This window comes from Thioalkalivibrio halophilus, assembly GCF_001995255.1.
Taxonomy (GTDB): Bacteria; Pseudomonadota; Gammaproteobacteria; order Ectothiorhodospirales; family Ectothiorhodospiraceae; genus Thioalkalivibrio; species Thioalkalivibrio halophilus.
The window spans coordinates 1-20,025 of sequence record NZ_MUZR01000061.1 but is presented as its reverse complement, the minus strand read 5'-3'; the positions used below and the strand labels follow the sequence as shown (position 1 = coordinate 20,025).

Here is a 20,025-nt window from a genome sequence, read left to right as displayed (position 1 = left end):
GTCATGCTCGTGGGGGATGCGACCGCGGGCGCCGGCGCGGGCGGGTGATTCGCGGCCGGAGGGCGGATGCTTTCCGGGAGGGCGGGAACGGGGTATATTCGGAGTGATGCCCGCCGCGCCTCGGTTGGCGGGCCCGCAAGAGAATCCGCCCGTTCATGAAAGCGCGTCCCGCCGATACCGGCACCCCGGACATCGCGATACCCCCTGCCGCCCCGGTCCCGGCGGTGCACCGATTATCCGGCGCGGTCGCCGGGCCCCGTCCCGCGTGGCCGGACGGCATCCGGAAGGAATCCCCCGCCGCAGCATCGCTGGCGGATGACGGCTGGCTCGACACGCTTGCACGTGACGGGCGGGTGGTGTGCCCCGGGTTTCTCGAAGATCGCCTGTCCGATGCCCTGCGCCAGGAGGTGTACGCCCTGCGCAACGCCGCACGCCTGCGCTCCGCGCGGGTGGGGCGGGGTCGCGAGCGCCGGCACGATGCCGCCGAACGCGGTGACCGCATCCACTGGCTGGAAGGTGCGACGCCGGCCCAGCGGGAGCTGCTGGAGCGTCTGGAACACCTGCGTCGTGTCGCCGCCCGCGGCCTGATCCCGGGCCTGTTCGAGACCGAGGCACACTTCGCGCTGTACCCGCCCGGCACGGGTTACGCTCGCCACGTGGACGCCTTTCGCGAGGGTAACCGCCGGCGGCTGTCGCTGGTGCTCTATCTCAATCGGCACTGGCGTGCCCGCGACGGGGGCGAACTGGCGTTCTACACGCCGCAGGACGGGGCCGACGAAGCCCGCGAACTGGAACGCGTGCGCCCCGAGGCCGGCACCCTCGCGATCTTCCTCAGCCAGAGCGTGCCCCACGCTGTGCTCCCCACCCGCCGCTGGCGTGCCAGTATCGCCTGCTGGATGGGGCTGCGCGATACCGCCAGTCCGCTGGACAGCCTGGAACGGCGTTCTACCGGTTAGGTGTGATCTTTCAACAGGTTGTCCACGGGGCGACCCTCTCCAACGGAACAAGGTCCGAACGGGCCGGCCCTCCTCCGGGCATGTCCCGTTATCCCGGGAGTGTCGTGGCCCCGGCCGGTCCGGGGCCTTCCAACCGATCGAATCCCTGCCAGACTCGTGAAGGACTTCAAGCTTCCGGAAACGCCATGGCGTTGAACCCCCTCGTGAGCTTGTACCGGCGTGTCGACTGGCTAATCTTCTCACTGATTTTCCAGAAAACGCAGGGGAGAAACATGAGCCAGATGGGTATGTGGGTTCGGATGGCTGTTCTGGGAGCGGCCGGCGCAGGTCTGGTCGCCTGTGGTGGAGGAAGCGGGAGCAGTAGCAGCAGTGATGATGGTGGAACCGGGCAGATGAGTCTGGCGGTGACCGACGCACCCGTGGATTCGGCCGAACGGGTCGTCGTGCGTTTCACCCATGTGGAGTTGCAGCCGGCGGATGGTGAGCGGATCACGATCGAATTCGACGAGGAGGATGAAGAGAACTCCGTGCGCGAAATCGATCTGCTGGCGCTGCAGGGCGAAGATTCCGAATTCCTGTTCGAGGACGAAGAGGTCACGGCGGGGGATTATTCCTGGATCCGCTTCCATCTGGAGCCGGAAGAGGGAGCGAGCGCACCCCCGCTCTCGAATTACGCGACCAGTTCCTTCATCGAGTTCGTTGGCGGTTACAGCGAGAACCTGACCATTCCGGGTGGGTTGCAGGCGGGCCTGCAGCTGTCGAGCGGCTTCTCGGTGCCCGAGGATGGCGCGGTGTCGCTCACCGTGGATTTCGACCTGCGCAAGGCGATCCGTGAAGATCCCCGGTTTGAAGACTATCACCGCATGCGGCGTTCCCTGCGCCTGGTGGACAACGACACCGCGGGTAGCATTACCGGAACGGTGGATCCGGCCCTTCTCCCCGATGGCTATACCTGTGAAGACCGCGGTGAAGATGGCGTTGAAGCCTGCCCGGGCGCGGCGGTCTATGTATTCGAGGGCGAGGATCGCGAGCCGGTGGATCTGCGTGATACGGAAGACGACGCGATCACCACGGCCAACGTCGAGTATCGCCACGTGGAGGAAGACGGTGACTGGGAATACCGCTACACGGCCGGTTTTATCGAGCCGGGAGATTACACCGTCGCCCTGACCTTCGAGGCCGACGAGGACGATCCCGAAGAAGAAACGCCCATCGATTTTGTCGATCAGGCCAATGCCACGGTCGAAGCGGGCGAGACCACGGAGGTCGATTTCACCGGCAGCGATGACTGAACGGCGTCAGTTCACGGCGTGATCTCCGGTGGCCAGGCGATGCGGAAGTCCACGTCGTGGCGGTCACGGTCGAGTTCCAGGTCGGCGGGGCGGAGGGTGGACGGCCAGGTGCCGCAGGCCTCCGTCGCGCCGCAGGTCACACTGGAGCCGGTCATGCGGGTGGTGGCGGTGACCCGGTACTCGCCTTCGGCAATGCCGGTGAACCGGTACCGATAGGCGCCGTCCTCCCGCGATGCGGTCGTGCGGGCCACCAGGGTCTCGTTCGCATCGTGCAGCTCGACCACCACGCGGCCGACCGTATCGTGTTCGGGGTCGGGGCTTGCAGCGTGCAGCTCCACCGGGATTTCGACGCGGTCGCCGTTGTCGGCGGATGCCTCGATCCGGGCGGTATGTCGGCCCGGATCGACCCGTTCCCGTGACGCGCGGAGCTCGTAGACACCGAGTCCGTCGTCATCGATCCGTCGGGGTTCGATCTGCAGCCATTCGGCGGTCACCCCGATTTCGTCAAGCGCCAGGTCCCCCGTGCCTGAATTGCGCAACTCCAGTTCCTGCACGGATTGCGTATATCCGAATGCCAGGCCCGGTGGTTGGGCCGACAGCCTGGGGGGCAGATCGTCGGCATCGAAATCCGCGAAGGCCTGTACCGTTCGATGGGCGTCGATCCTCCCCCAACCGGTTTCGGGCTCCCAGCCCTGTGCTCCCAGATCCTCGGTGAGCTCACCGGTTTCCAGCAGGTAGCGGACTCCGGGCGGCCCCAGGTCCGGATTGACCGCGCGTCCGAGGGCGAGGGTTCCGGAGACAACGGCGGTGGCCATGGATGTGCCCTGTTTGAACGCATAGGTGTCCGGCTCCCAGGTGCTGAGGATGCCGTCCGGATCTCCTGCCGAGGTCATCAGCCCCCCGGGGGCGACCAGGTCGAGCCCGGTGCCGTAGTTGCTGTAGGGTGCTCGCCGGTCATCGCGATCGGTGGCGCCAACGGCCAGAACGTCCGCATAGTCGGCGGGCAGGGCGATGTCTTCGGCGCCACTGTTGCCGGTGGATGCCACCGTCAGGATGTCGAGTTCGCGCACCTCGTGGAACAGATCGGCTGCGGTTTCGGAGGGGGTGCCTCCTTCCTGCCCCAGGCTGAGATTGATGATGTCGGCGGGGCGATCCGGTTTTTCTCCGGAGTCGTTGTCCAGGCCGGCCGCATAGCGGACGCCCTGGAGCATGTCGTACACGGTCCCGCGTCCGTCGCCGTCGAGGGTGCGGACGGGCATCAGTTCCGCGTGCCAGGAAATGCCCGCAACGCCGATCCCGTTGTCGGTGTGCGCCCCGATGATGCCGGTGACGTGGGTGCCGTGGGGCCTTATGTCACCGGGATCGTCGTCCTGGAGGAAGGTCTGGCCCGGAAGCAGGCGGCCGGAGTCCATGTCTTCGTGGTCGCGGTGCAGTCCGGTGTCGATGATGGCCACGATGACGTCCTCGCCGGCTGATCCACCGGTGGTGATGTCCCAGGCCTCGGGCAGTTCAATGGTGTCGTGGAACCATTGCTCCGATTGTCTCGGGTCGTCGGGCAGGTTCTGCGCAGTGACGTAGTAGTTGGGGGCCGCGGAGACCACCTCGGGGTGGTTCTGGAGCGCCTGGATGACCCGAAGGGTACGGTCGCGGGCCTCGGTGGCGCGGTCGGCCCAGCCGCGGGCGGGGTGCGGGCCGCTTGCCGGAGGTGCTCCCAGGGCGCTCAGCGCCAGTTCGGCCCGGCCCTCGGGGATGCGCCATAGCTGCTCCCGGCTCGTGGCTCCGGCGAGGGCCTGCAGCCCGGCCTCCGCGGCCATGGCGGTGGCCGGGGTGTCGTCGGGGGCACGTCCGGCCGTGCTGATCTCCGTGCGCGTGTGTACGATCACTTCTCCGGGCGCGAAGGCCTCGGAGGCACGCGGCGAGGGCGAGGCCATGGCGGATATCGAAGGGGTCTGCCATGGCCCGTCGATACGCAGCTGATATCCCGCCGTGCCGCGGCGGGCCTCCACCGCCACGAAATACTCTCCGTCCTCGGGCGCCACCACGCGTTCGGAATGGCGTGTGCCGCGCGAGGCGTCGATAACCTTTTCCGATGCATCCAGCAGGAGCAGGTCGAGGTTGATGCTGCGGGAAGACGGGAAGTGCAGCAGGGCCTGCTGCCCGGCCTCCAGCTCGACCGAATAGAAGTCCCATTCGTCACCCGCCGGACCAAAGCGTGACAGGGTCCCCGGCGCGGCCACGAATCCACCGGTGATCGACGGCACCGGCAGCGGTTGCGCGGTGGCGGGGGTGTTGTTGTCCCCGGGGGTGCTCTCCGGGTCGTTGGTGTCGGAATCGACCCGATGCAGGGCGGCGGTCCGGATGGTACCGGACAGCTCGTAGGTATCCGGGCCGGACGACGAAGATCCGCCGCAGGCCGCGATCCCTGCCAGCGCCACCAGCGCAAGGGGCAGCCCCCCCAACAACGGGAAAAGCGAGTGTCGTCCGAGTGGCGTTGAATTTCGCATGACGTCAGTTTGTACCCGCAAACGGGGCCCTGGTAATGGCCCGTATCAATTCGGGGTTTGCACCGGTGCCGGTTCCGTATTTTCCAGTCGTTCGGCCGCAGTCCGGGCGGCGGTGGTGCCCGGGAAGTGGTCACGGATGTAGCGCAGACGTGCCCGCGCTTCGTCCTCCTGGCCGTCTTCGGCCGCGGCGCCGGCCACCTGCAGTTCGATATCCGCGAGGTCTTCGCGCAGTCTGGCCAGACGCGGAGCAAGCGATTCGGCATGGCGCGACATGGCATGTTCTTCGAGGAATCCGGCGAGGTGGCGGAAAACTTCCCGGCCGTGGCGGATGCGTTCCCGCGGCGGGACGGCGGTCGCCCGGTTCCAGATGCCCAGACGGGCCAGTGCGCCGAGATAGGCCGCGTAGTCCAGGTCGGGATGGCCCGGATGTGCCGGTTCGATGGCGTCGCTCAGGTCGCGGGCACGTTCGAATTCGCCCTGTTGCAGGCACAGATGGGCGACGCGCAGCCGGGTGTCCATGTCGGTGGTGTCGGGTGCATCGGTCGAGCCGGCGTCCGGCATTACGAGGCCCCAGGCTTCGCGGCAGTCCTCCCGCTCCAGGGCCTGCTGCAACGGGCCCTCGGCGCCGTCGGTACGGGTGTCGGGTCCGGTGGCACAGCCGGCGGCGAGCACGAGCATGGCCGGCGCCACCAGGACCATGGCGGCGTGCCGCGTGGTGTACCGGGTCAGGATTCGGGCTGGATGGTCCATCGATAGTGTCCCTGTGGGTCGGGTTCCAGTTGCTGGCGCAGGAAGTTGTGGAGGCCGGGATCAGCGTGATCCCGGGCCTCGAATTGCAGATCGGCCTCGACCGCGGGGGTGGGCTGTCTGAAATCAATCGCGAGCCGGCCCGAGGTCCCCAGCGCCGCCTCGGGGGAGGAGGCGAGCTGCAGTTGCAGGCGTTCATTCAGGGCGTCGAGGCTCGCCTGGTGTTCGCCCAGGGGCACGGGGCGGGGCAGTCCGGCGGCGGCTTCCAGCCACTGGAAGGAGCCGCCGGCGGCCACGATGGCTCCGTCGCGCCGGATCTGCAGCCCCACCCCGTGAGCCCGGAGCGTTCCATCCAGCAGCAGCGGGATGCCGGTGTCCAGGTGATTGAGGGTGGAGGCCGGCAGATCGCCTTCCAGCCCCCGGATTCCGTGTGAGGTCAGCCCCGCAAAGCCACGGCCTTCCAGGTGGCCGCCCCGGAGTGGCTCCCAGCTTATGTCCACGGCGAGCTGTCCGCGCAGCAGCGACATCGGACGAAGGTCCCAGCCAACCTGCCCGAGTTCGCCGACCGGGGCGACCACTTCGCTCGCGCGGCCCTGCCACGGTCGGCCGTGGACCGCTTCCCATCGGATCCCGTCGGGGATCAGGCCGACGCGTTCGGCCCCCGCGGCCCAGGTCGTGGCCGGCGCCCGGATTACCAGGGCCAGCCCCAGGGCTACGAGGAACACGAAGGCCACGGGCCAGAAACGACGCGCATCAGCCATTGTCGGGATCCGCTGGTTCGAGCTGCAGTTCGGCATTCACGTGGCCGCTGCGCGAGCCGCGCTCCAGCGACACGCGCACCGGCACCACCCCGTCTTCGGTTTCCAGTTCGCCCAGCCAGAGCATCAGTTCGTTGAACGCCGCATCTTCCAGCAACACACTGACCCCGTCTCCGGAGGGCCGGACCCGCTGCAGCGGGCCGGCCAGGCCGGCGGCACGTGCGGCGGCATCCACGTGGGCCAGCAGGGAACCGCCGGAGCGTCCGCCTGTGCGGGGCCCGCGTGTCGTTTCGCCGGTGTCCGCGCGTTCGGCCACGGTCTCCGCACGGGCCTCCATCCAGCTCAGTTGAGCGCGTGTTTCCGCCAGTCGCTGTTCCGCCTGCTGCCGGGCCTCCAGCGTCGGCTCCACCAGGAACAGGAAGGCCAGGGCGGCGGCCAGGGCTCCGGCTCCCAGCAACAGTATGCGCTGTTCCCGCGCGCGCAGGTTGTTCCAGTATTCCCTCATGGCCGCTCTTCCAGGATCAGTCGGGCGCGGACACGGTCGTCGCCGGTTTCGGCCGAGGTGATGCGGACGCGTCGTTCGGTCGCCTGCTGCAGATTTTCGCGCAGGCGTTCGATATCGGCGAGACCGGGACCGTCGAGTTCCAGTTCGAGCCGGTTGGCGTCGCCGCGCAGATGGCGCAGGGTCAGCGTGTCGTCGTCGAGCTGTTCCGCGATCAGGGCGATCGGTTCGGCCAGCGGACTGGTGATGTCTTCGGAGCCCGCGGCGGTCTCCGGTTCGCGCAGCAGGATCTCGAACTGGCCGACCGGATCGACCATGCGACGCTCGGGAAGCGCCCGGGCGAAGACTTCGGCCATGGCATCCTCGGTGGCGGCCAGTTCCCGTTCCAGATGGTGGATCTGCAGCCATTGACCTCCCAGCCACGCCAGGCCGAGCACCACCGCCAGGGACGCCGGCAGGCGCCATTCCGGTCCCGGAAGGATCGACCGCCCCCGGTCTTGTTGCCTGCGGGTCCCGAGTTCGAACGGCCGGGCCGCGCGCAACCAGCGACGCAGGCGGCCGGCGTCCAGTGTTCCGGAACGCAGGTTCGCTGCAAGCAGTTCGAGAAGACTCCCCTGCCAGCCGGACGAAGGTGTCAGGGGAGCGGCATCCGCGTGACCGGGGTGTTCCGGCTCGGGCAGCTCGCGGGTTTTCAACCACCAGGCCGCCAGATCGCGCGGGAGGGCCAGGGGTTCGGCATCCGCCGGCACCAGCAGACAGCGCGTCTCCCCGGCCAGGACGTAATGGTGGTCGCCGTCGGCCAGTCCGCGCAGCAGGGCGATATCCGGGATCAGACGCGTATGCCCCAACCCCCGCGCCGCCAGCCAGCCTTCCCATTGCTGCAGATGGCGCAGGGCGACCACGCAGGCGGTTGTTTCGCTGCCATGGGGCGGGCCGGGCACGATGTGGACCGACTCCAGGTCCTCGCTCAGACGTTCTTCCAGGGCATAGGGCAGGGCGCGCTGCCGTACACGGGCGGATTTGCCCGGTACTGCCACCCGGTGCAGCGGGGCGCGTTCGCCCGGGACCAGCGCCAGCAGCCGCTGGTCGGGCCGAACCCGTTCCGCGAGTTCTGCCGCGGTGGCCTCGCCGGACTGTACCTCGCCGTCACGCGCGATGCGCAGCCACCGCAGGGCTCCGCCGGCGTTCTCCGGGCCAGCGAGATCCTCGGGTTCGGGCAGTTCGAACAGCAGCCAGTCGGCCGTGCCTCGGGTGGCGATCATGGTCATGGCTCGCAGGGGGTCAGTTCGCGCAGCACGGTCCGACCGTTGGGGGCGTCGATCACTGCACAATGAAAATATTCGCGTCCGCCCGTGCGCACAACCAGTTGCAGACGGAAATATCGGGGGGCGTGCGGCTCGCCGGCCGCCGTGGTGTCGGCCAGGGGGTCGGTCTCGGCGGCGCGGCGCACCGCATCCGGCGCATGTTCGCGGTCGATGTGGTTGTCGGTGCCCGGAAGGGCCGTGACCAGCGGTGCCAGGGCCTGCCAGGTTTCGGCATTCACGCCATCCACCTGGAGCAGTTCCGAGGCGAGACGCATGGGGCGGTTGCCGCTCAGGCGCGGCGGCTCCAGGCCGCGGTACACCGGGTCGTCGGTCTCGGGATTCATCCAGTCGTGCACGGCCATCGCGATCCGGCGCCCGTTGACGCCGCGCCCGTCGGTCTCTCTCAGCGCATCGTCGACGAGCGCGGCAAAGGCCTGCAGCGGGGGCTCCCCGGCGCGACCCAGGCTGTTGAGATTGAACCGGCAGTGGAGGTTGTCCAGACGTCCGGTAACGGTCGTGCCCTCGATCTCGATCGGGATGGGGGGTGACTGGCAACCCTCCCACGGCAGTTCCGTCAGGTCGCGCTGTTCTTCCAGCAGATGGATTGCGACGGCTTCCGCACCCCGATTGAGCTGGCGCGCGCGGTCCTGTTCCTGCAGCAGGGTCGCGCGATGGATCTGCTGCTGGTCGCGCAGGGCCATGGTGGCGGCGGTGACCGTGGCGATGGCGACCACCAGCAAGGCGGTGATCAGGGCGGCCCCGGCCTGGCTTTGATGCCCGGGGCGCATCATGGTCGTGCCCCGGTCAGCGGGATACGGCGTTCGATCTCGCCCAGGCCGGGGACCTCGAGACGCACCAGGACCATCGCGGGCAGGCTCGCCTCGTGGCCGGTTTCCAGCGGTGGCCAGGCATCGATTTCCTCCCCGGTGCGCGGGTGCAGGAAATCGAAACGGACCCGTGGTGGTTCGGCATGCCTGTCCTCGCCGGGTTGCGGGGGAAGGAAACGACGCCGCCGTTCGCTTTCTTGCGGGGCCCCGTCCACGCTCGGCCAGGTGATGCGCTCCAGGCCTTCCTCGCCGATCCGCCAGGCCACGCGTCCCAGGCGTTCGTGGCCCCCCAGGCCCGCGCGCACGAATTCGAGCTGCTGCGGGTCGGTGACCGGGCTGTAGCGTAGCGGGGGTTGGCGATCTCCGAACCCGTCGCGCGGGCGCAGGGGCACCGCATGGCGCAGATCGCGCTCGAGGGTGGCCAGGGTGATCTGGAGGTCGGCGAGCCGACGGGTCTGTTCGCGCGTGGCTTCGTCCGCATCGAGCACGCTGCGCAAGCCGCCGATCGCCAGGAGACCGACGATCCCGAAGATCCCCACCGCCACCAGCAGCTCCAGCAGGGTGAACCCGTCCGCGCGGCCTGGCCCGCGTGTGCGTACGCACTGGCTGCGTTCAGGGCAGTGCATAACCGGTCTCGCGCCCCAGCGGGTGATCCGGATCGCCGCCGGTCGGCCATACCCGGATCTCGATCCGGCGTACCGGTGGCAGCTCCAGCGGGGCGTCGAACTGGCGGTTTTCGATCTCCACCCGTGCCTCCCATTCGCGCCCGGCCAGGGTCTCGGAAGTTCGGCGGGTTCCCGGTTCCGCCGGCAACAGACCCGCTTCGTAGTCGGCAAGCACGTTGGCCGCGACCCACTCGGCGAGGGCGCGCTCCTGCAGATAAGCGGTGTTGCGCGCGTGTTCGCTGCCGGCCTTGATCAGCGCCCCGAGCGCCACGGCGAGCACCACCAGGGCCACGAGCAGCTCCAGCAGGGTGAAGCCGCGGCTGCCCATCACCGGTTCTCCCGATCCATGCGGACCCGGCGTGTACCATCGCTGTGCAGGCGCAGCGAGGCTTCATCGCCCGCGCGCTGCAGGATCAGTTCGAACGCCTGGATGTCGCCGGCACTGTTGATGGTGATGAGGTTTTCCTCGGGGCGCTCGCTCAGGCTGGCGCGACGGTCGTCGATCCACAGGCGGGGCTCCAGGCCCAGCGATCCCAGATCACGAGGCGCCAGCGGACCTTGCTCTACCGGGACCCAGGTGACCTGGCGGTCGTCCAGCCACTGGCGTTCGAGGACGGCAAGTCGTTCACGGGCGACCCCTATCGCCAGTGGCTGGCCGGTCAGCAGCGCCTGATCGCGGGCGAGTTCGATCTGCCCGGCCAGCTGGTGTCCGGTCTGTTCCAGGGCTCTTCCGCCCAGTTGGCCGGTGGACAGAAGCGCAGCGCCGGCCAGCACGCCGATGATGACCATCACCACCAGGACCTCCAGCAGGGTGAAACCCGTAACTTGCCGGGCCCGCGTCACAGGTCGTCGATGTTCCAGTTGCCGATCTCGCCTTCGATGCCCTCGCCACCACGCCGCCCGTTGGCGCCGAAGCTGAACACGTCGAAGTCGCCGTGGCGTCCGGGATGCAGGTACTGGTATTCGTTGCCCCAGGGGTCGTTCGGCAGTCGGTCCATGTAGCCGCCGTCACGATACTGGGCGGGTTCGGGGCCGCTCGTCGGTGGCTCCACCAGCGCCTCCAGACCCTGGTCGGTGCTGGGATAGCGGAAGTTGTCCAGGCGATAGAGATTGAGCGCGGATTCGATCGTCCGGATGTCCTGCTTGACCTTGGTCAGGCGGGCATCGTCCGGCCGGTCCATCACGCGCGGGACCACGATGGCGGCGAGGATGCCGAGGATCACGACCACCACCATGACTTCGATCAGGGTGAAACCGGTATTGCGACGGGAGTGTTTCATGGCTCTAGTTCACCAGCTGGTTGAGTTCGAATATGGGCAGCAGTATCGCCAGGACGATGGTCAGCACCACCCCGCCCATGGTCAGGATGAGCAGTGGTTCGAACAGCCCCATGCTCAGGCTGATGCGGGATTCGACCTCCTGCTCCTGGGTTTCGGCGGCGCGTTCCAGCATTTCGGTGAGATTGCCGCTGGACTCGCCGCTGCGGATCAGGTGGACGGTGATCGGGGGAAAGAAACCCGTGTCCTCCAGAGCCCGGCCGATGCTGCTGCCCTCGCGGATACGCAGCGACGCGTTCTCGATCGCGGTGCGCATGGGCCGGTTGGAGACTACCTCGGATCCGGTGCGCAGGGCCTCCAGCAGGGACACCCCGCTGGCTGACAGGATACTCAGGGTGCGCGCGAAGCGTGCCGTATTGATGCCGCGGATCAGACGCCCCACCAGGGGGAGGTGCAGCAGCAGGCGGTGGTACTGCGTGCGCGGGCCGGGGTGGCGCAGCGCCCAGGCCAGCAGTCCGGTCAGGGCCGCCAGGACGATCAGTCCCGCCAGGCCCCAGTCCCGCAGGGCATCGCTGGTGGCGATCAGCCCCCGCGTGATCGCCGGAAGCTCCTGGTCGAGCCCGTCAAAGACCTGGACTACTTCGGGCACCACGTAGACCACCAGGCCGACGGTCACCAGGATGGCGACCACGGTCAGGGCGATCGGGTAGATCAGGGCCAGCAGCACCCGCTGGCGCAGCGCGTGCCGGCTCTCCAGATATTCGGCAAGGCGTTCCAGTACCCGGTCGAGGTGCCCCGAGGCCTCGCCCGAGGCGACGGTGCTGCGGTAGATCTCGGGGAACACCCGGGGAAAGCCGGCCAGCGCGCTGGCCAGGGAGTGTCCCTCCATGACGCGAGTGCGCACCGCATGCAGGATGTTGCGCACCCGCGGTTTTTCGCTCTGGCGTGCGACGGTGGCCAGCCATTCCTCCACCGGCAGCCCGGCACGCGCCAGGGTAGCCATCTGCCGGGTGGCCAGGGCCAGGTCCAGGGGGCCGATGTGCCCCCGGCCGCCGGTCGCGGAACGGCCAACGGTGGCCGGCCGCGGGCCGGCATCGTCGATCTCGCGCAGTTCCAGCGGGGTCAGGCCGTCGCTGCGCAGCTGCGCCCGCACGCTGCGCGCGGTGTCCCCCTCGGTGACACCCTTGCGGGTGCGTCCCCCGGCATCCAGGGCCTGATATTCGAATGCGGGCATGGCGTCAGTCCTCCTGGGTGACGCGCAGCATTTCCTCGAGGCTGGTGGTGCCGTCGAGGACACGGCGGCGGGCGTCCGCGCGCAGGCTGTGGCTGTGCTGCCGGGCGGCCCGGGTCATTTCCTGTTCCCCGGCGTTGTCGTGGATCAGGCCGCGCAGGGTGTCGTCGATCTCCACCAGTTCGTAGATCCCGGTCCGGCCGCGATACCCGAGCTCGTTGCAGGCGGGACAGCCGCGGGGCCGATGGAGCGTGGGTGCCGGGTCGTCGCCGGGGTCTTCCAGTCCCAGCAGGGCGCATTCGCGAGCGCTTGCGGGATACGGCTCGCGGCATTCGGGGCACAGGACCCGCACCAGGCGCTGCGCCAGGATGCCGTTGAGCGTCGAGGACAGCAGGAAGGGCTCGACGCCCATGTCGCGCAGGCGCGTGACCGCCCCGATCGCGGTGTTGGTGTGCAGGGTGGAAAAGACCAGATGCCCGGTCAGGCTAGCCTGTACCGCGATCTGCACGGTTTCCAGATCGCGGATCTCGCCGACCATGACCACGTCGGGATCCTGCCGCAGGATGGCGCGCAGCCCGCGTGCGAAGGTCATGTCGATGCGGCTGTTGATCTGGGTCTGGCCGATCCCGTCGAGGTAGTACTCGATCGGGTCTTCCACGGTGAGGATGTTGCGGCTGCGGTCGTTCAGTCGCGTGAGGGCGGCATACAGGGTGGTGGTCTTGCCGGAGCCCGTGGGGCCGGTGACCAGCACGACGCCGTGCGGCCGCGTGACAATCCGCTCCAGGACCGCGTGGGTCTGTGCCTCCATGCCCAGATGGGCCAGGTCCAGGCGTCCGGCCTGCTTGTCCAGCAGTCGCAGCACGATGCGTTCGCCATGGCCCGAGGGCAGGGTGGAGACGCGCACGTCCACCGGCCGCCCGGCGATGCGCAGGGAGATGCGGCCATCCTGCGGCAGGCGCTTTTCGGCGATGTCCAGACGGGCCATCACCTTGATGCGCGAGACGATGAGAGGTGCCAGCCCTGCCGGAGGGGTGAGGACCTCGCGCAGTATCCCGTCCACGCGCATGCGCACGGCCAGGCGGTTCTCGAACGGTTCGACATGGATGTCGGAAGCGTTCTCGCGGACCGCCTCGGTCAGCAGTGCGTTGATCAGCCGGATGATGGGGGCATCGTCCTCGGTCTCCAGCAGGTCCCGGGGCTCGCCCAGCGATTCCGCGACACTGGAGAGGTCGAGGCTGTCGTCCAGTCCTTCCATCGACTGCATCGCGTCCGAGGAACTGGACTCGTAACGTTCGCGCAGGCGCCGTTCGAAGGTGGCCTCGTCAACCGGGTGCAGACGCAGCGGCTCGGCGCTGCGTCGCCGGAGCTCGGCCAGTCCCTCGGGGTCCGCTCGTGGATGGAGAATGATTTCCCGCTCGCCGTCGCGGACCTCGCCCGGAACGGCGCCGACGCGCCGGGCGAAGCCGTAGCCGACGCTGAAGTCGTCTTCCGTGCTCGGGTCGGGGGCCTGTTCAGTCAGCATGGTCGGTGGCGTAAGCCGGATGCAGTTCTTCGAAGGCCGGGGGCAGCTCGGTCAGCCGGTCCCATTGCGGCAGGACCGGTGTGGTGTCGCCGCGGCCCCGGGTGCGGGCGCGTTCGCGCAGCTGTTCGGCGCGGATGAAGCTGTACTTCTCGCTGGTGAGTTCGGCGCCGTCGGCGCTGTCCCGGACGATGCGCGGGTGGAGGAAGACCATCAGGTTGCGTTTTTCGGTCTGGTTGCGGTCGGCGCGGAACAGCCGGCCCAGGCCCGGGATATTCCCGAGCCCCGGGACGCCGGCTTCCTGGTCGGTCTGCTGCTCCTCGATCAGCCCGCCGAGGACCAGCATGTCGCCGTCGTCCACCAGGACATGGGTGGTCAGTGTGCGGGTGTTGGTGATCAGGTCGGCGGCACCCGCGGTGCCGGGCGCCAGCTGCGAGACCTCCTGTTCGATCTCCATACGCACCGCGTTGCCCTGGTTGATCTGCGGACGCACGCGCAGCTTGACCCCCACGTCCTCGCGCCGGATGGTGTCGAAGGCCTGTCCGGAGTCCTCGATTGAGCGCCCGACCACGAACGGTACGTTCTGGCCGACCACGATCTCGGCCTCCTCGTTGTCCAGCGTGAGAAGGCTGGGGGTCGAGAGGATGTTGGTGGCACTGTCGCGCTGCAGCATGTTCACCAGACCGGCAATGGCGTTGTTTCCGGACTGGCCCGCGGCGCCGACCGTCAGCCCGTCGCTGAGCCCCGGCGGGCTGGCCACTTCGCCCCCGAGGTAGGCATCGATCCCGGCAGCCAGATCGACGATGCCGGTCTGCCTCTCGGAGAAGCTCAGGACTCCGGCGGCGCTGCTGCCGATCGCGCCCCACTGGACCCCCAGTTCCTCGACCCGGTCGGAGGAAACCTCCGCGATCACGGCCTCGACCAGGACCTGGGCGCGCCGGATATCGAGTTGGTCGATAATGTCGTCGAAATCCCGCAGGCGCTCCGCCGGGCCCGAGGTGACCACAGCGTTGGTGCTTTCGTGGGACTCGATGTGAACGCGCGGGCCGTCGCCGTCCTCGGTTTCCATGCCCGGATCGTGCTCCGCGATGCTGCGCAGCAGTTCCGCGACGGTTTCCGCGCGGGCATAGCGCAGGTAGTGCACCCGGGTATTGCCCCGATGAACCTCGCGGTCCAGCTGGGCGATCAGGCCGCGCATGCGCAGGCGGTCGGTTTCATCCCCCGACAGGATGATGGCGTTGCTGCGCGGGTCGGCCTGTGCGCGGGCATCCTGGAGCTCGCCCGGGCGTCCCGGCATCAGTTCGCGCAGGTGTTCGGTCAGGTCCCCGGCGCGTGCATGTTCGAGCTCGATGACATCGAACTCCGTGTCCATGGGGCGATCCATGCGTTCGACGATCCGCTGGAGGCGGCGGATGTTGTTACGGGTTGCGGAAATCAGCAGCGTGTTGGATCCGCTGGAGGCGGCCATGTGGCCGCTCTGGGGGAGGAGAGGGCGCAATGCGGGCACCAGCTGGGTGACGTCGACATGGCGCGCCTGGATGACGTGGGTGACGATCGACGCACCCCGGGTGTCCGGGGCTTCGGCATCCGGCGTCAGCAGGGGCGTGGGCTCCTGCGTGGTCTGACCATCCGGGATGATCCGGGTCGCGCCGTCACCCTCCACGGCCGCGAAGCCATGGATATCCAGGATCTCGTGAAACAGGTCCTCGAGTTCGTCACGCGCGACCGGACGGCTGGAAACCACCGTGACTTCGCCCCGCACCCTGGGATCCACGATGAAGTTGGTGCCCGTTTCTTCGGCCACCAGATCGATCAGGTTGTGGATGTCGGTGTCGCGCAGGTTGAGCGTGAGTGTGTCGGCGGCCAGCGGCGCGGCCGGGGTGGCCAGCAGGGCCGCGGTCAGCCATGCGCTGGCGAGGGACGGGCGGAGTCTCATTCGGTAAACTCGATGCTGAGCGAACGGGCCTGGCCGTCGCGTTCGACGGTGATATCGACCCGGCGCGCGTCCTGCAGGTCCGCGAGCAGGGTTTCGGGGTCCTCGATCGCGGAGATCTCTCGCCCTCCGACCGAGGTGATGATGTCGCCGGGGCGCAGGCCGGTTCGCTCGAAGTCGCGCCGATTGCGCGTGGGCCGGACTTCGAGTCCGGCCAGCGATCCCTGGCGAATGACGGGGCGGGCGCGTACGGCGTCCATGACCCGTTCGGGATCGTTGAGCCAGCGGTCGCGACTGATACGACCGTCGGCCGAACTCGTTGCAGGCGAAGGCTCCGCACTCCGGTCCGCACCGTTGCCCGCGATGCGCGGATCCTCACCGCGTGGCAGTCGCAGGATCTCGTGTCGGCCATCCCGCAGCAGCACCACATGATCGGGGTGCACCTGGTCCAGCGTGGCCATTTGCTCTCCGATGGTATCGTCGGGCCGGTAGAGCTCGATGTCCCTGCCGCCAGCCGCGATGAACGCGGTTCCGTCGCCATGGCCATCGGCCAGGACACCTTTCAGATCCAGCTGCAGCCGGGTTTCGGGCGCCTGTTCGACTGGCGCGGGCGTGGCGGTTTCGAGCGGGCCGAAAGGTTCATGACGCGCGCTGCGACTGAATCCTGAAGCTCGGTCCTCGCCTGCTTCCGTCGTCGCGCTGGCCGGTGACGAAGAATGTGTGGTGTCGGTGGGTGCTGCGGCGGGATCCGGGGGTGGCAGAACCCCCTCCGGGGCAAGCATCAGCCATACCAGCCCGGCCGTCATCCACGCCAGCATGACCGCCAGCGCCAGGTTGAGCAGGCGGGGCAGATGCGTGTGCATGAACGTTCCGGAATCCGCAATCATGTCCCCGAGTTTACCTGAGCCACAGGGACGTCACAGCCTCATTGATCAGTGTTTCCTTGACCACTGTGACGAGGAGGGAACGCTGACTGGCGGGGTGGCTGGACAGCCCCCCGGGCTTTTGCGACGGTAGCCGGCACGACGACGGACAGCGGCAGGAGCGGGCGTGGAGGCGAGCGAGGAACTGCAGCCAGGGATGGTGGTGCTGCACGGCAACCGGCTGGAGTCGCTGCGCTCGCTGGTGGTCGAGTGGGTGCGGCGGGCGCCGCCGGCGCCGCTGGAGAACGAGACCGTGCTGGTGCAGAGCAACGGCATGGCGCAGTGGCTGCGGCACGCGCTGGCGGCCGATCCGGATGCCGATCCGCCCGGCTGCGGGATCGCTGCGGCGCTGGACATGCAGCTCCCCTCGCGCTTCATCTGGTCCGCCTATCGCGCGGTGCTGGGCGCCGAGGCGGTGCCGCTGGAATCCCCGTTCGCCAAGCGCCCGCTGCTGTGGCGGTTGATGCGCCTGCTGCCGGCGCTGCTGCAGCGCCCGGCCTTTGCCCCGCTGGCCGAATTCCTGCGTGACGACGGCCCGGAGGCGGGCGGCGACCTGCGCAAGCGTTACCAGCTGGCCGAGCGCCTGGCCGATCTGTTCGACCAGTACCAGGTGTACCGCGCCGACTGGCTGGCGGACTGGGCCGACGGCCGTGACGTGCTGCGCGGGGCGCGCGGCGAGGAGCCCGAACTGGCCCCGGAGCAGCGCTGGCAGGCCGAGCTCTGGCGGGCCCTGCTGGACGACGTGGGCGACGAACACGCAGGGGTCAGCCGCTCTGCGGTGCACGAGCGCTACATGCGGGCGGTGGCGGATCTCGAGCAGCGCCCCGCGGGAGTGCCGCGGCGGCTGATCGTGTTCGGCATCTCCTCCATGCCGGGGCAGATCCTGGAGGCGCTGGAGGGGCTGGCGGGCGTATGTCAGATCCTGGTCTGCGTGCACAACCCCTGCGAGCACTACTGGGCCGACATCGTGGCCGACCGCGACCTGCTGCGCGCCCGCCGCCGGCGTCAGGCGCGGCGCCCGGACATGCCCGAGGTGCTGGACGAAACCACGCTGCACAGCCACGCCCATCCGCTGCTGGCTGCCTGGGGGCGTCAGGGGCGCGACTACATCGCCTTGCTGGATGAACACGATGAGCCGGCCGCCCGCAACCGCGTGCTGGAGGGGCTGGACTGGGAGCGCATCGATTTCTTCGAGCCGCACGGCGAGGCCTGCCTGCTGCACCAGCTGCAGGAGGACATCCGCGCGCTGCGCCCGCTGGGCGAGACCCGCGAGGCCTGGCCGCCGGTGGACCCGGCCGACGCCTCGGTACGCTTCCACGTCGCGCACAGCCCGCTGCGCGAGGTGGAGATCCTGCATGACCGCCTGCTGGCACTGTTCGACGCCGACCCCGACCTGCGCCCGCGCGACGTGATCGTGATGGTGCCGGACATCAACGTGTATGCCCCGTACATCGACGCGGTGTTCGGTCAGCACGGGCCCGACGAACCCGGGCACATCCCCTACACCCTGGCCGATCAGGGGCCGCGCGGGCGCGACCCGGTCCTGATCGCGCTGGAACGCCTGCTGGCCCTGCCCGAGAGCCGCATCGGCGTGAGCGAGGTGCTGGACCTGCTGGACGTGCCCGCGGTGCGGCGGCGTTTCGGTCTCGGCGAGGACGATCTGGCGGCATTGCACCGCTGGGCCGAGGCCGCCGGCGTGCGCTGGGGGCTGGATGCCCGCCAGCGCGCCGGCCTGGGGCTGCCCGAGGGGCTGGAGCAGAACACCTGGCGCTTCGGCCTGCGGCGCATGCTGCTGGGTTACGCGGTGGGCGACGGCGAGGCCTGGCAGGCAATCGAGCCGTTCGCCGAGAGCGGCGGCCTGGCCGCAGCGCTGCTGGGGCCGCTGGATGCCCTGATCGAGGCCCTGTCCGGTGCCTGGGACATGCTGCGTACCGCGCATGCCCCCGAGGACTGGGCCGCGCTGCTGCACGGACTGCTGCAGGATTTCTTCCAGGGGCACGACGAGGACGAGCTGCTGAGCCTGCGGCGGCTGGAAGACGCCCTGGAGCAGTGGCGCGAGGACTGCCACGCCGCCGGCCTGACCGAGGCCCTGCCGCTGACCGTGGTGCGCGAGCAGTGGCTGGCGAGCCAGGAGGAGGCCGGGGTGGGGCAGCGCTTTCTCGCCGGGGCGGTGAACTTCGGCACCCTGATGCCGATGCGTGCGATCCCGTTCCGGGTGGTCTGCCTGCTGGGGATGAACGACGGAGATTATCCGCGGCGCCCGACGCCGGTGGATTTCGACCTGATGACCCGCGATTACCGCCCCGGCGACCGTTCGCGGCGCGAGGACGACCGCTACCTGTTCCTCGAGGCCCTGCTGTCGGCGCGTGACCATCTGCATGTCAGCTGGGTGGGGCGCAGCGTGCGCGACAACGAACCGCGTCCGCCGTCGGTGCTGGTGGCCCAGCTGCGCGACCATCTGGCAGCCGGCTGGCAGCCGGCGGGCGAGGCGTCCCTGCTACAGCAACTGACGATCGAACACCCGCTGCAGCCCTTCGCGCCGGCGAATTTCCCGCCGGCGGGCGAGGCTTCTGCGCATTTCACCTATGCCGCCGAATGGGAGGCGGTGCATGCCGCCCCGGCGGCGGGCGTTGCGCAAACGGACGCGCCGGCGGAGGACGAAACCCTGCCACCCCCCGCGCCGGAGGCGGAGGACGCCGTGCTCGGGCCGGAGACCCTGGTGCGGCTGCTGAAGGACCCGGTCGAGGTGTTCTTTGGCCAGCGTCTGGGCGTGCATTTCGACGAGGACCCGGGCGCGACCGAGGACCTGGAGCCGTTCGGCGTGGCGGGGCTGGAGGGCTGGCAGCTGCGCCAGCGGCTGGTGGCCACGGCCCTGGAGGACGGCGAGATCGGGGCGGACGAGGACGCGCAGGCATGGTTGCAGCGGCGCCGCCCGGCCCTGGAGGCGGAATCCCGTCGCCTGCTGCGCGCCGGGCACCTGCCGCTGGGGGCGGCCGGCGAGCTGCAGCGCACGGAACTGATCGGGGACGCCGAGCGGCTGCTGGAACGCATCGCCGAACCCCTGCAGGCCTTCCCGCGGCGGGCCCCGGTGCTGCCGGCGGTGCGCGTGGCGGCGGCGGGCTGGCAGCTGGAGGCCCTGCCGGCCGCGCTGCGGATCCCGCCGGAGGACGCCCCGCAGGAGGCGGCCCTGCAGCTGGAATCCACGGTCAGCCGGCTGAAGGACAAGAAGGCCTGGCGCATCGACAAGCTGACGGGCGCCTGGGTGCGTCACCTGGTCGCCTGCGCCGCGCGCGCCGATGTCGAGACCCGGCTGGTGGGCCTGGATACCGAGTGCCGTTTCCTGGCCCTCGACCGGGCCACCGCCCGCGCGCATCTGGAGACCCTGCTGGAAGGCTGGGCCGCCGCGCTGGAACGTCCGCTGCCGCTGGCGGCCGCGGCGGCCGGGGCCTGGCTGCGGGCCGAGGATGAAGAGCGGGATGCGCACGCGGCCGCGCTGCGCGTGCTGGAAGGGGACGGTTACCACGAGGCCGGCGAACTGGCCCGGCGCCCGGCGCTGGCGCGTGCCTGGCCGGATCCGCAGGCATTGC

General features: G+C 69.3%; 17 protein-coding genes. 3 read left to right on the top strand and 14 right to left on the bottom strand.

What is annotated here, in order from left to right; all coding sequences use genetic code 11:
* Nucleotides 1-155: 155 nt before the first annotated feature.
* Both B1A74_RS12645 and B1A74_RS12640 read left to right on the top strand, forming a co-directional pair.
* Nucleotides 156-956, top strand: coding sequence for a 2OG-Fe(II) oxygenase (locus tag B1A74_RS12645; protein WP_018946757.1), 801 nt, complete (start codon nucleotides 156-158; stop codon nucleotides 954-956).
* Nucleotides 957-1,228: 272 nt separating this feature from the next.
* Nucleotides 1,229-2,248 carry a DUF4382 domain-containing protein gene (locus B1A74_RS12640; protein ID WP_026288950.1) on the top strand — a complete coding sequence of 340 codons (1,020 nt, stop codon included), beginning with the start codon at nucleotides 1,229-1,231 and terminating at the stop codon, nucleotides 2,246-2,248.
* A gap of 11 nt (nucleotides 2,249-2,259) precedes the next feature.
* On the opposite strand, the gene B1A74_RS12635 is transcribed toward B1A74_RS12640, so the two are convergent.
* The 14 genes from B1A74_RS12635 to B1A74_RS12570 form a co-directional block, all read right to left on the bottom strand.
* Complete coding sequence (locus tag B1A74_RS12635; RefSeq protein ID WP_077244829.1) at nucleotides 2,260-4,707, bottom strand: S8 family serine peptidase; 2,448 nt, start codon at nucleotides 4,705-4,707, stop codon at nucleotides 2,260-2,262.
* A 90-nt stretch (nucleotides 4,708-4,797) separates the two neighbouring features.
* Nucleotides 4,798-5,502, bottom strand: a complete 705-nt coding sequence (gene bamD / locus B1A74_RS12630; RefSeq protein WP_167769422.1) for an outer membrane protein assembly factor BamD — start codon at nucleotides 5,500-5,502, stop codon at nucleotides 4,798-4,800.
* On the bottom strand, nucleotides 5,478-6,260 hold the full coding sequence (gspN, locus tag B1A74_RS12625) for a type II secretion system protein N (RefSeq protein WP_077244827.1): 783 nt from the start codon (nucleotides 6,258-6,260) through the stop codon (nucleotides 5,478-5,480). The genes bamD and gspN overlap by 25 nt, the downstream gene beginning before the upstream one ends.
* Nucleotides 6,253-6,762, bottom strand: a complete 510-nt coding sequence (gene gspM / locus B1A74_RS12620) for a type II secretion system protein GspM (protein ID WP_077244826.1) — start codon at nucleotides 6,760-6,762, stop codon at nucleotides 6,253-6,255. The genes gspN and gspM overlap by 8 nt, the downstream gene beginning before the upstream one ends.
* Entirely contained in the window at nucleotides 6,759-8,021 is a 1,263-nt protein-coding gene (gene gspL, locus B1A74_RS12615; protein ID WP_244269218.1) for a type II secretion system protein GspL, read from the bottom strand. Before gspL ends, gspM begins: the two co-directional genes overlap by 4 nt.
* A 2-nt stretch (nucleotides 8,022-8,023) precedes the next feature.
* Nucleotides 8,024-8,851, bottom strand: a complete 828-nt coding sequence (gene gspK / locus B1A74_RS12610) for a type II secretion system minor pseudopilin GspK (protein WP_026288954.1) — start codon at nucleotides 8,849-8,851, stop codon at nucleotides 8,024-8,026.
* Entirely contained in the window at nucleotides 8,851-9,516 is a 666-nt protein-coding gene (gspJ, locus tag B1A74_RS12605) for a type II secretion system minor pseudopilin GspJ (protein ID WP_018946765.1), read from the bottom strand. Before gspJ ends, gspK begins: the two co-directional genes overlap by 1 nt.
* Nucleotides 9,503-9,883 (bottom strand): type II secretion system minor pseudopilin GspI, encoded by a 381-nt coding sequence (gene gspI, locus B1A74_RS12600; RefSeq protein ID WP_024329114.1) that lies wholly within the window; start codon nucleotides 9,881-9,883, stop codon nucleotides 9,503-9,505. Before gspI ends, gspJ begins: the two co-directional genes overlap by 14 nt.
* Nucleotides 9,883-10,398 carry a prepilin-type N-terminal cleavage/methylation domain-containing protein gene (locus tag B1A74_RS12595; RefSeq protein ID WP_018946767.1) on the bottom strand — a complete coding sequence of 172 codons (516 nt, stop codon included), beginning with the start codon at nucleotides 10,396-10,398 and terminating at the stop codon, nucleotides 9,883-9,885. Before B1A74_RS12595 ends, gspI begins: the two co-directional genes overlap by 1 nt.
* Nucleotides 10,395-10,835 carry a type II secretion system major pseudopilin GspG gene (gspG, locus tag B1A74_RS12590; RefSeq protein ID WP_018946768.1) on the bottom strand — a complete coding sequence of 147 codons (441 nt, stop codon included), beginning with the start codon at nucleotides 10,833-10,835 and terminating at the stop codon, nucleotides 10,395-10,397. The genes B1A74_RS12595 and gspG overlap by 4 nt, the downstream gene beginning before the upstream one ends.
* A gap of 4 nt (nucleotides 10,836-10,839) precedes the next feature.
* Nucleotides 10,840-12,066, bottom strand: coding sequence for a type II secretion system inner membrane protein GspF (gspF, locus tag B1A74_RS12585; RefSeq protein WP_018946769.1), 1,227 nt, complete (start codon nucleotides 12,064-12,066; stop codon nucleotides 10,840-10,842).
* A 4-nt stretch (nucleotides 12,067-12,070) separates the two neighbouring features.
* Complete coding sequence (gene gspE / locus B1A74_RS12580; protein ID WP_077244830.1) at nucleotides 12,071-13,585, bottom strand: type II secretion system ATPase GspE; 1,515 nt, start codon at nucleotides 13,583-13,585, stop codon at nucleotides 12,071-12,073.
* Nucleotides 13,575-15,518 (bottom strand): type II secretion system secretin GspD, encoded by a 1,944-nt coding sequence (gspD, locus tag B1A74_RS12575; RefSeq protein ID WP_077244824.1) that lies wholly within the window; start codon nucleotides 15,516-15,518, stop codon nucleotides 13,575-13,577. The genes gspE and gspD overlap by 11 nt, the downstream gene beginning before the upstream one ends.
* Nucleotides 15,515-16,402, bottom strand: a complete 888-nt coding sequence (locus B1A74_RS12570) for a type II secretion system protein N (protein WP_244269217.1) — start codon at nucleotides 16,400-16,402, stop codon at nucleotides 15,515-15,517. The genes gspD and B1A74_RS12570 overlap by 4 nt, the downstream gene beginning before the upstream one ends.
* A 163-nt stretch (nucleotides 16,403-16,565) precedes the next feature.
* On the opposite strand from B1A74_RS12570, the gene recC reads away from it, so the two are divergent.
* On the top strand, nucleotides 16,566-20,025 hold a 3,460-nt coding region (gene recC, locus B1A74_RS12565; protein ID WP_077244822.1), incomplete at its 3' end, for an exodeoxyribonuclease V subunit gamma.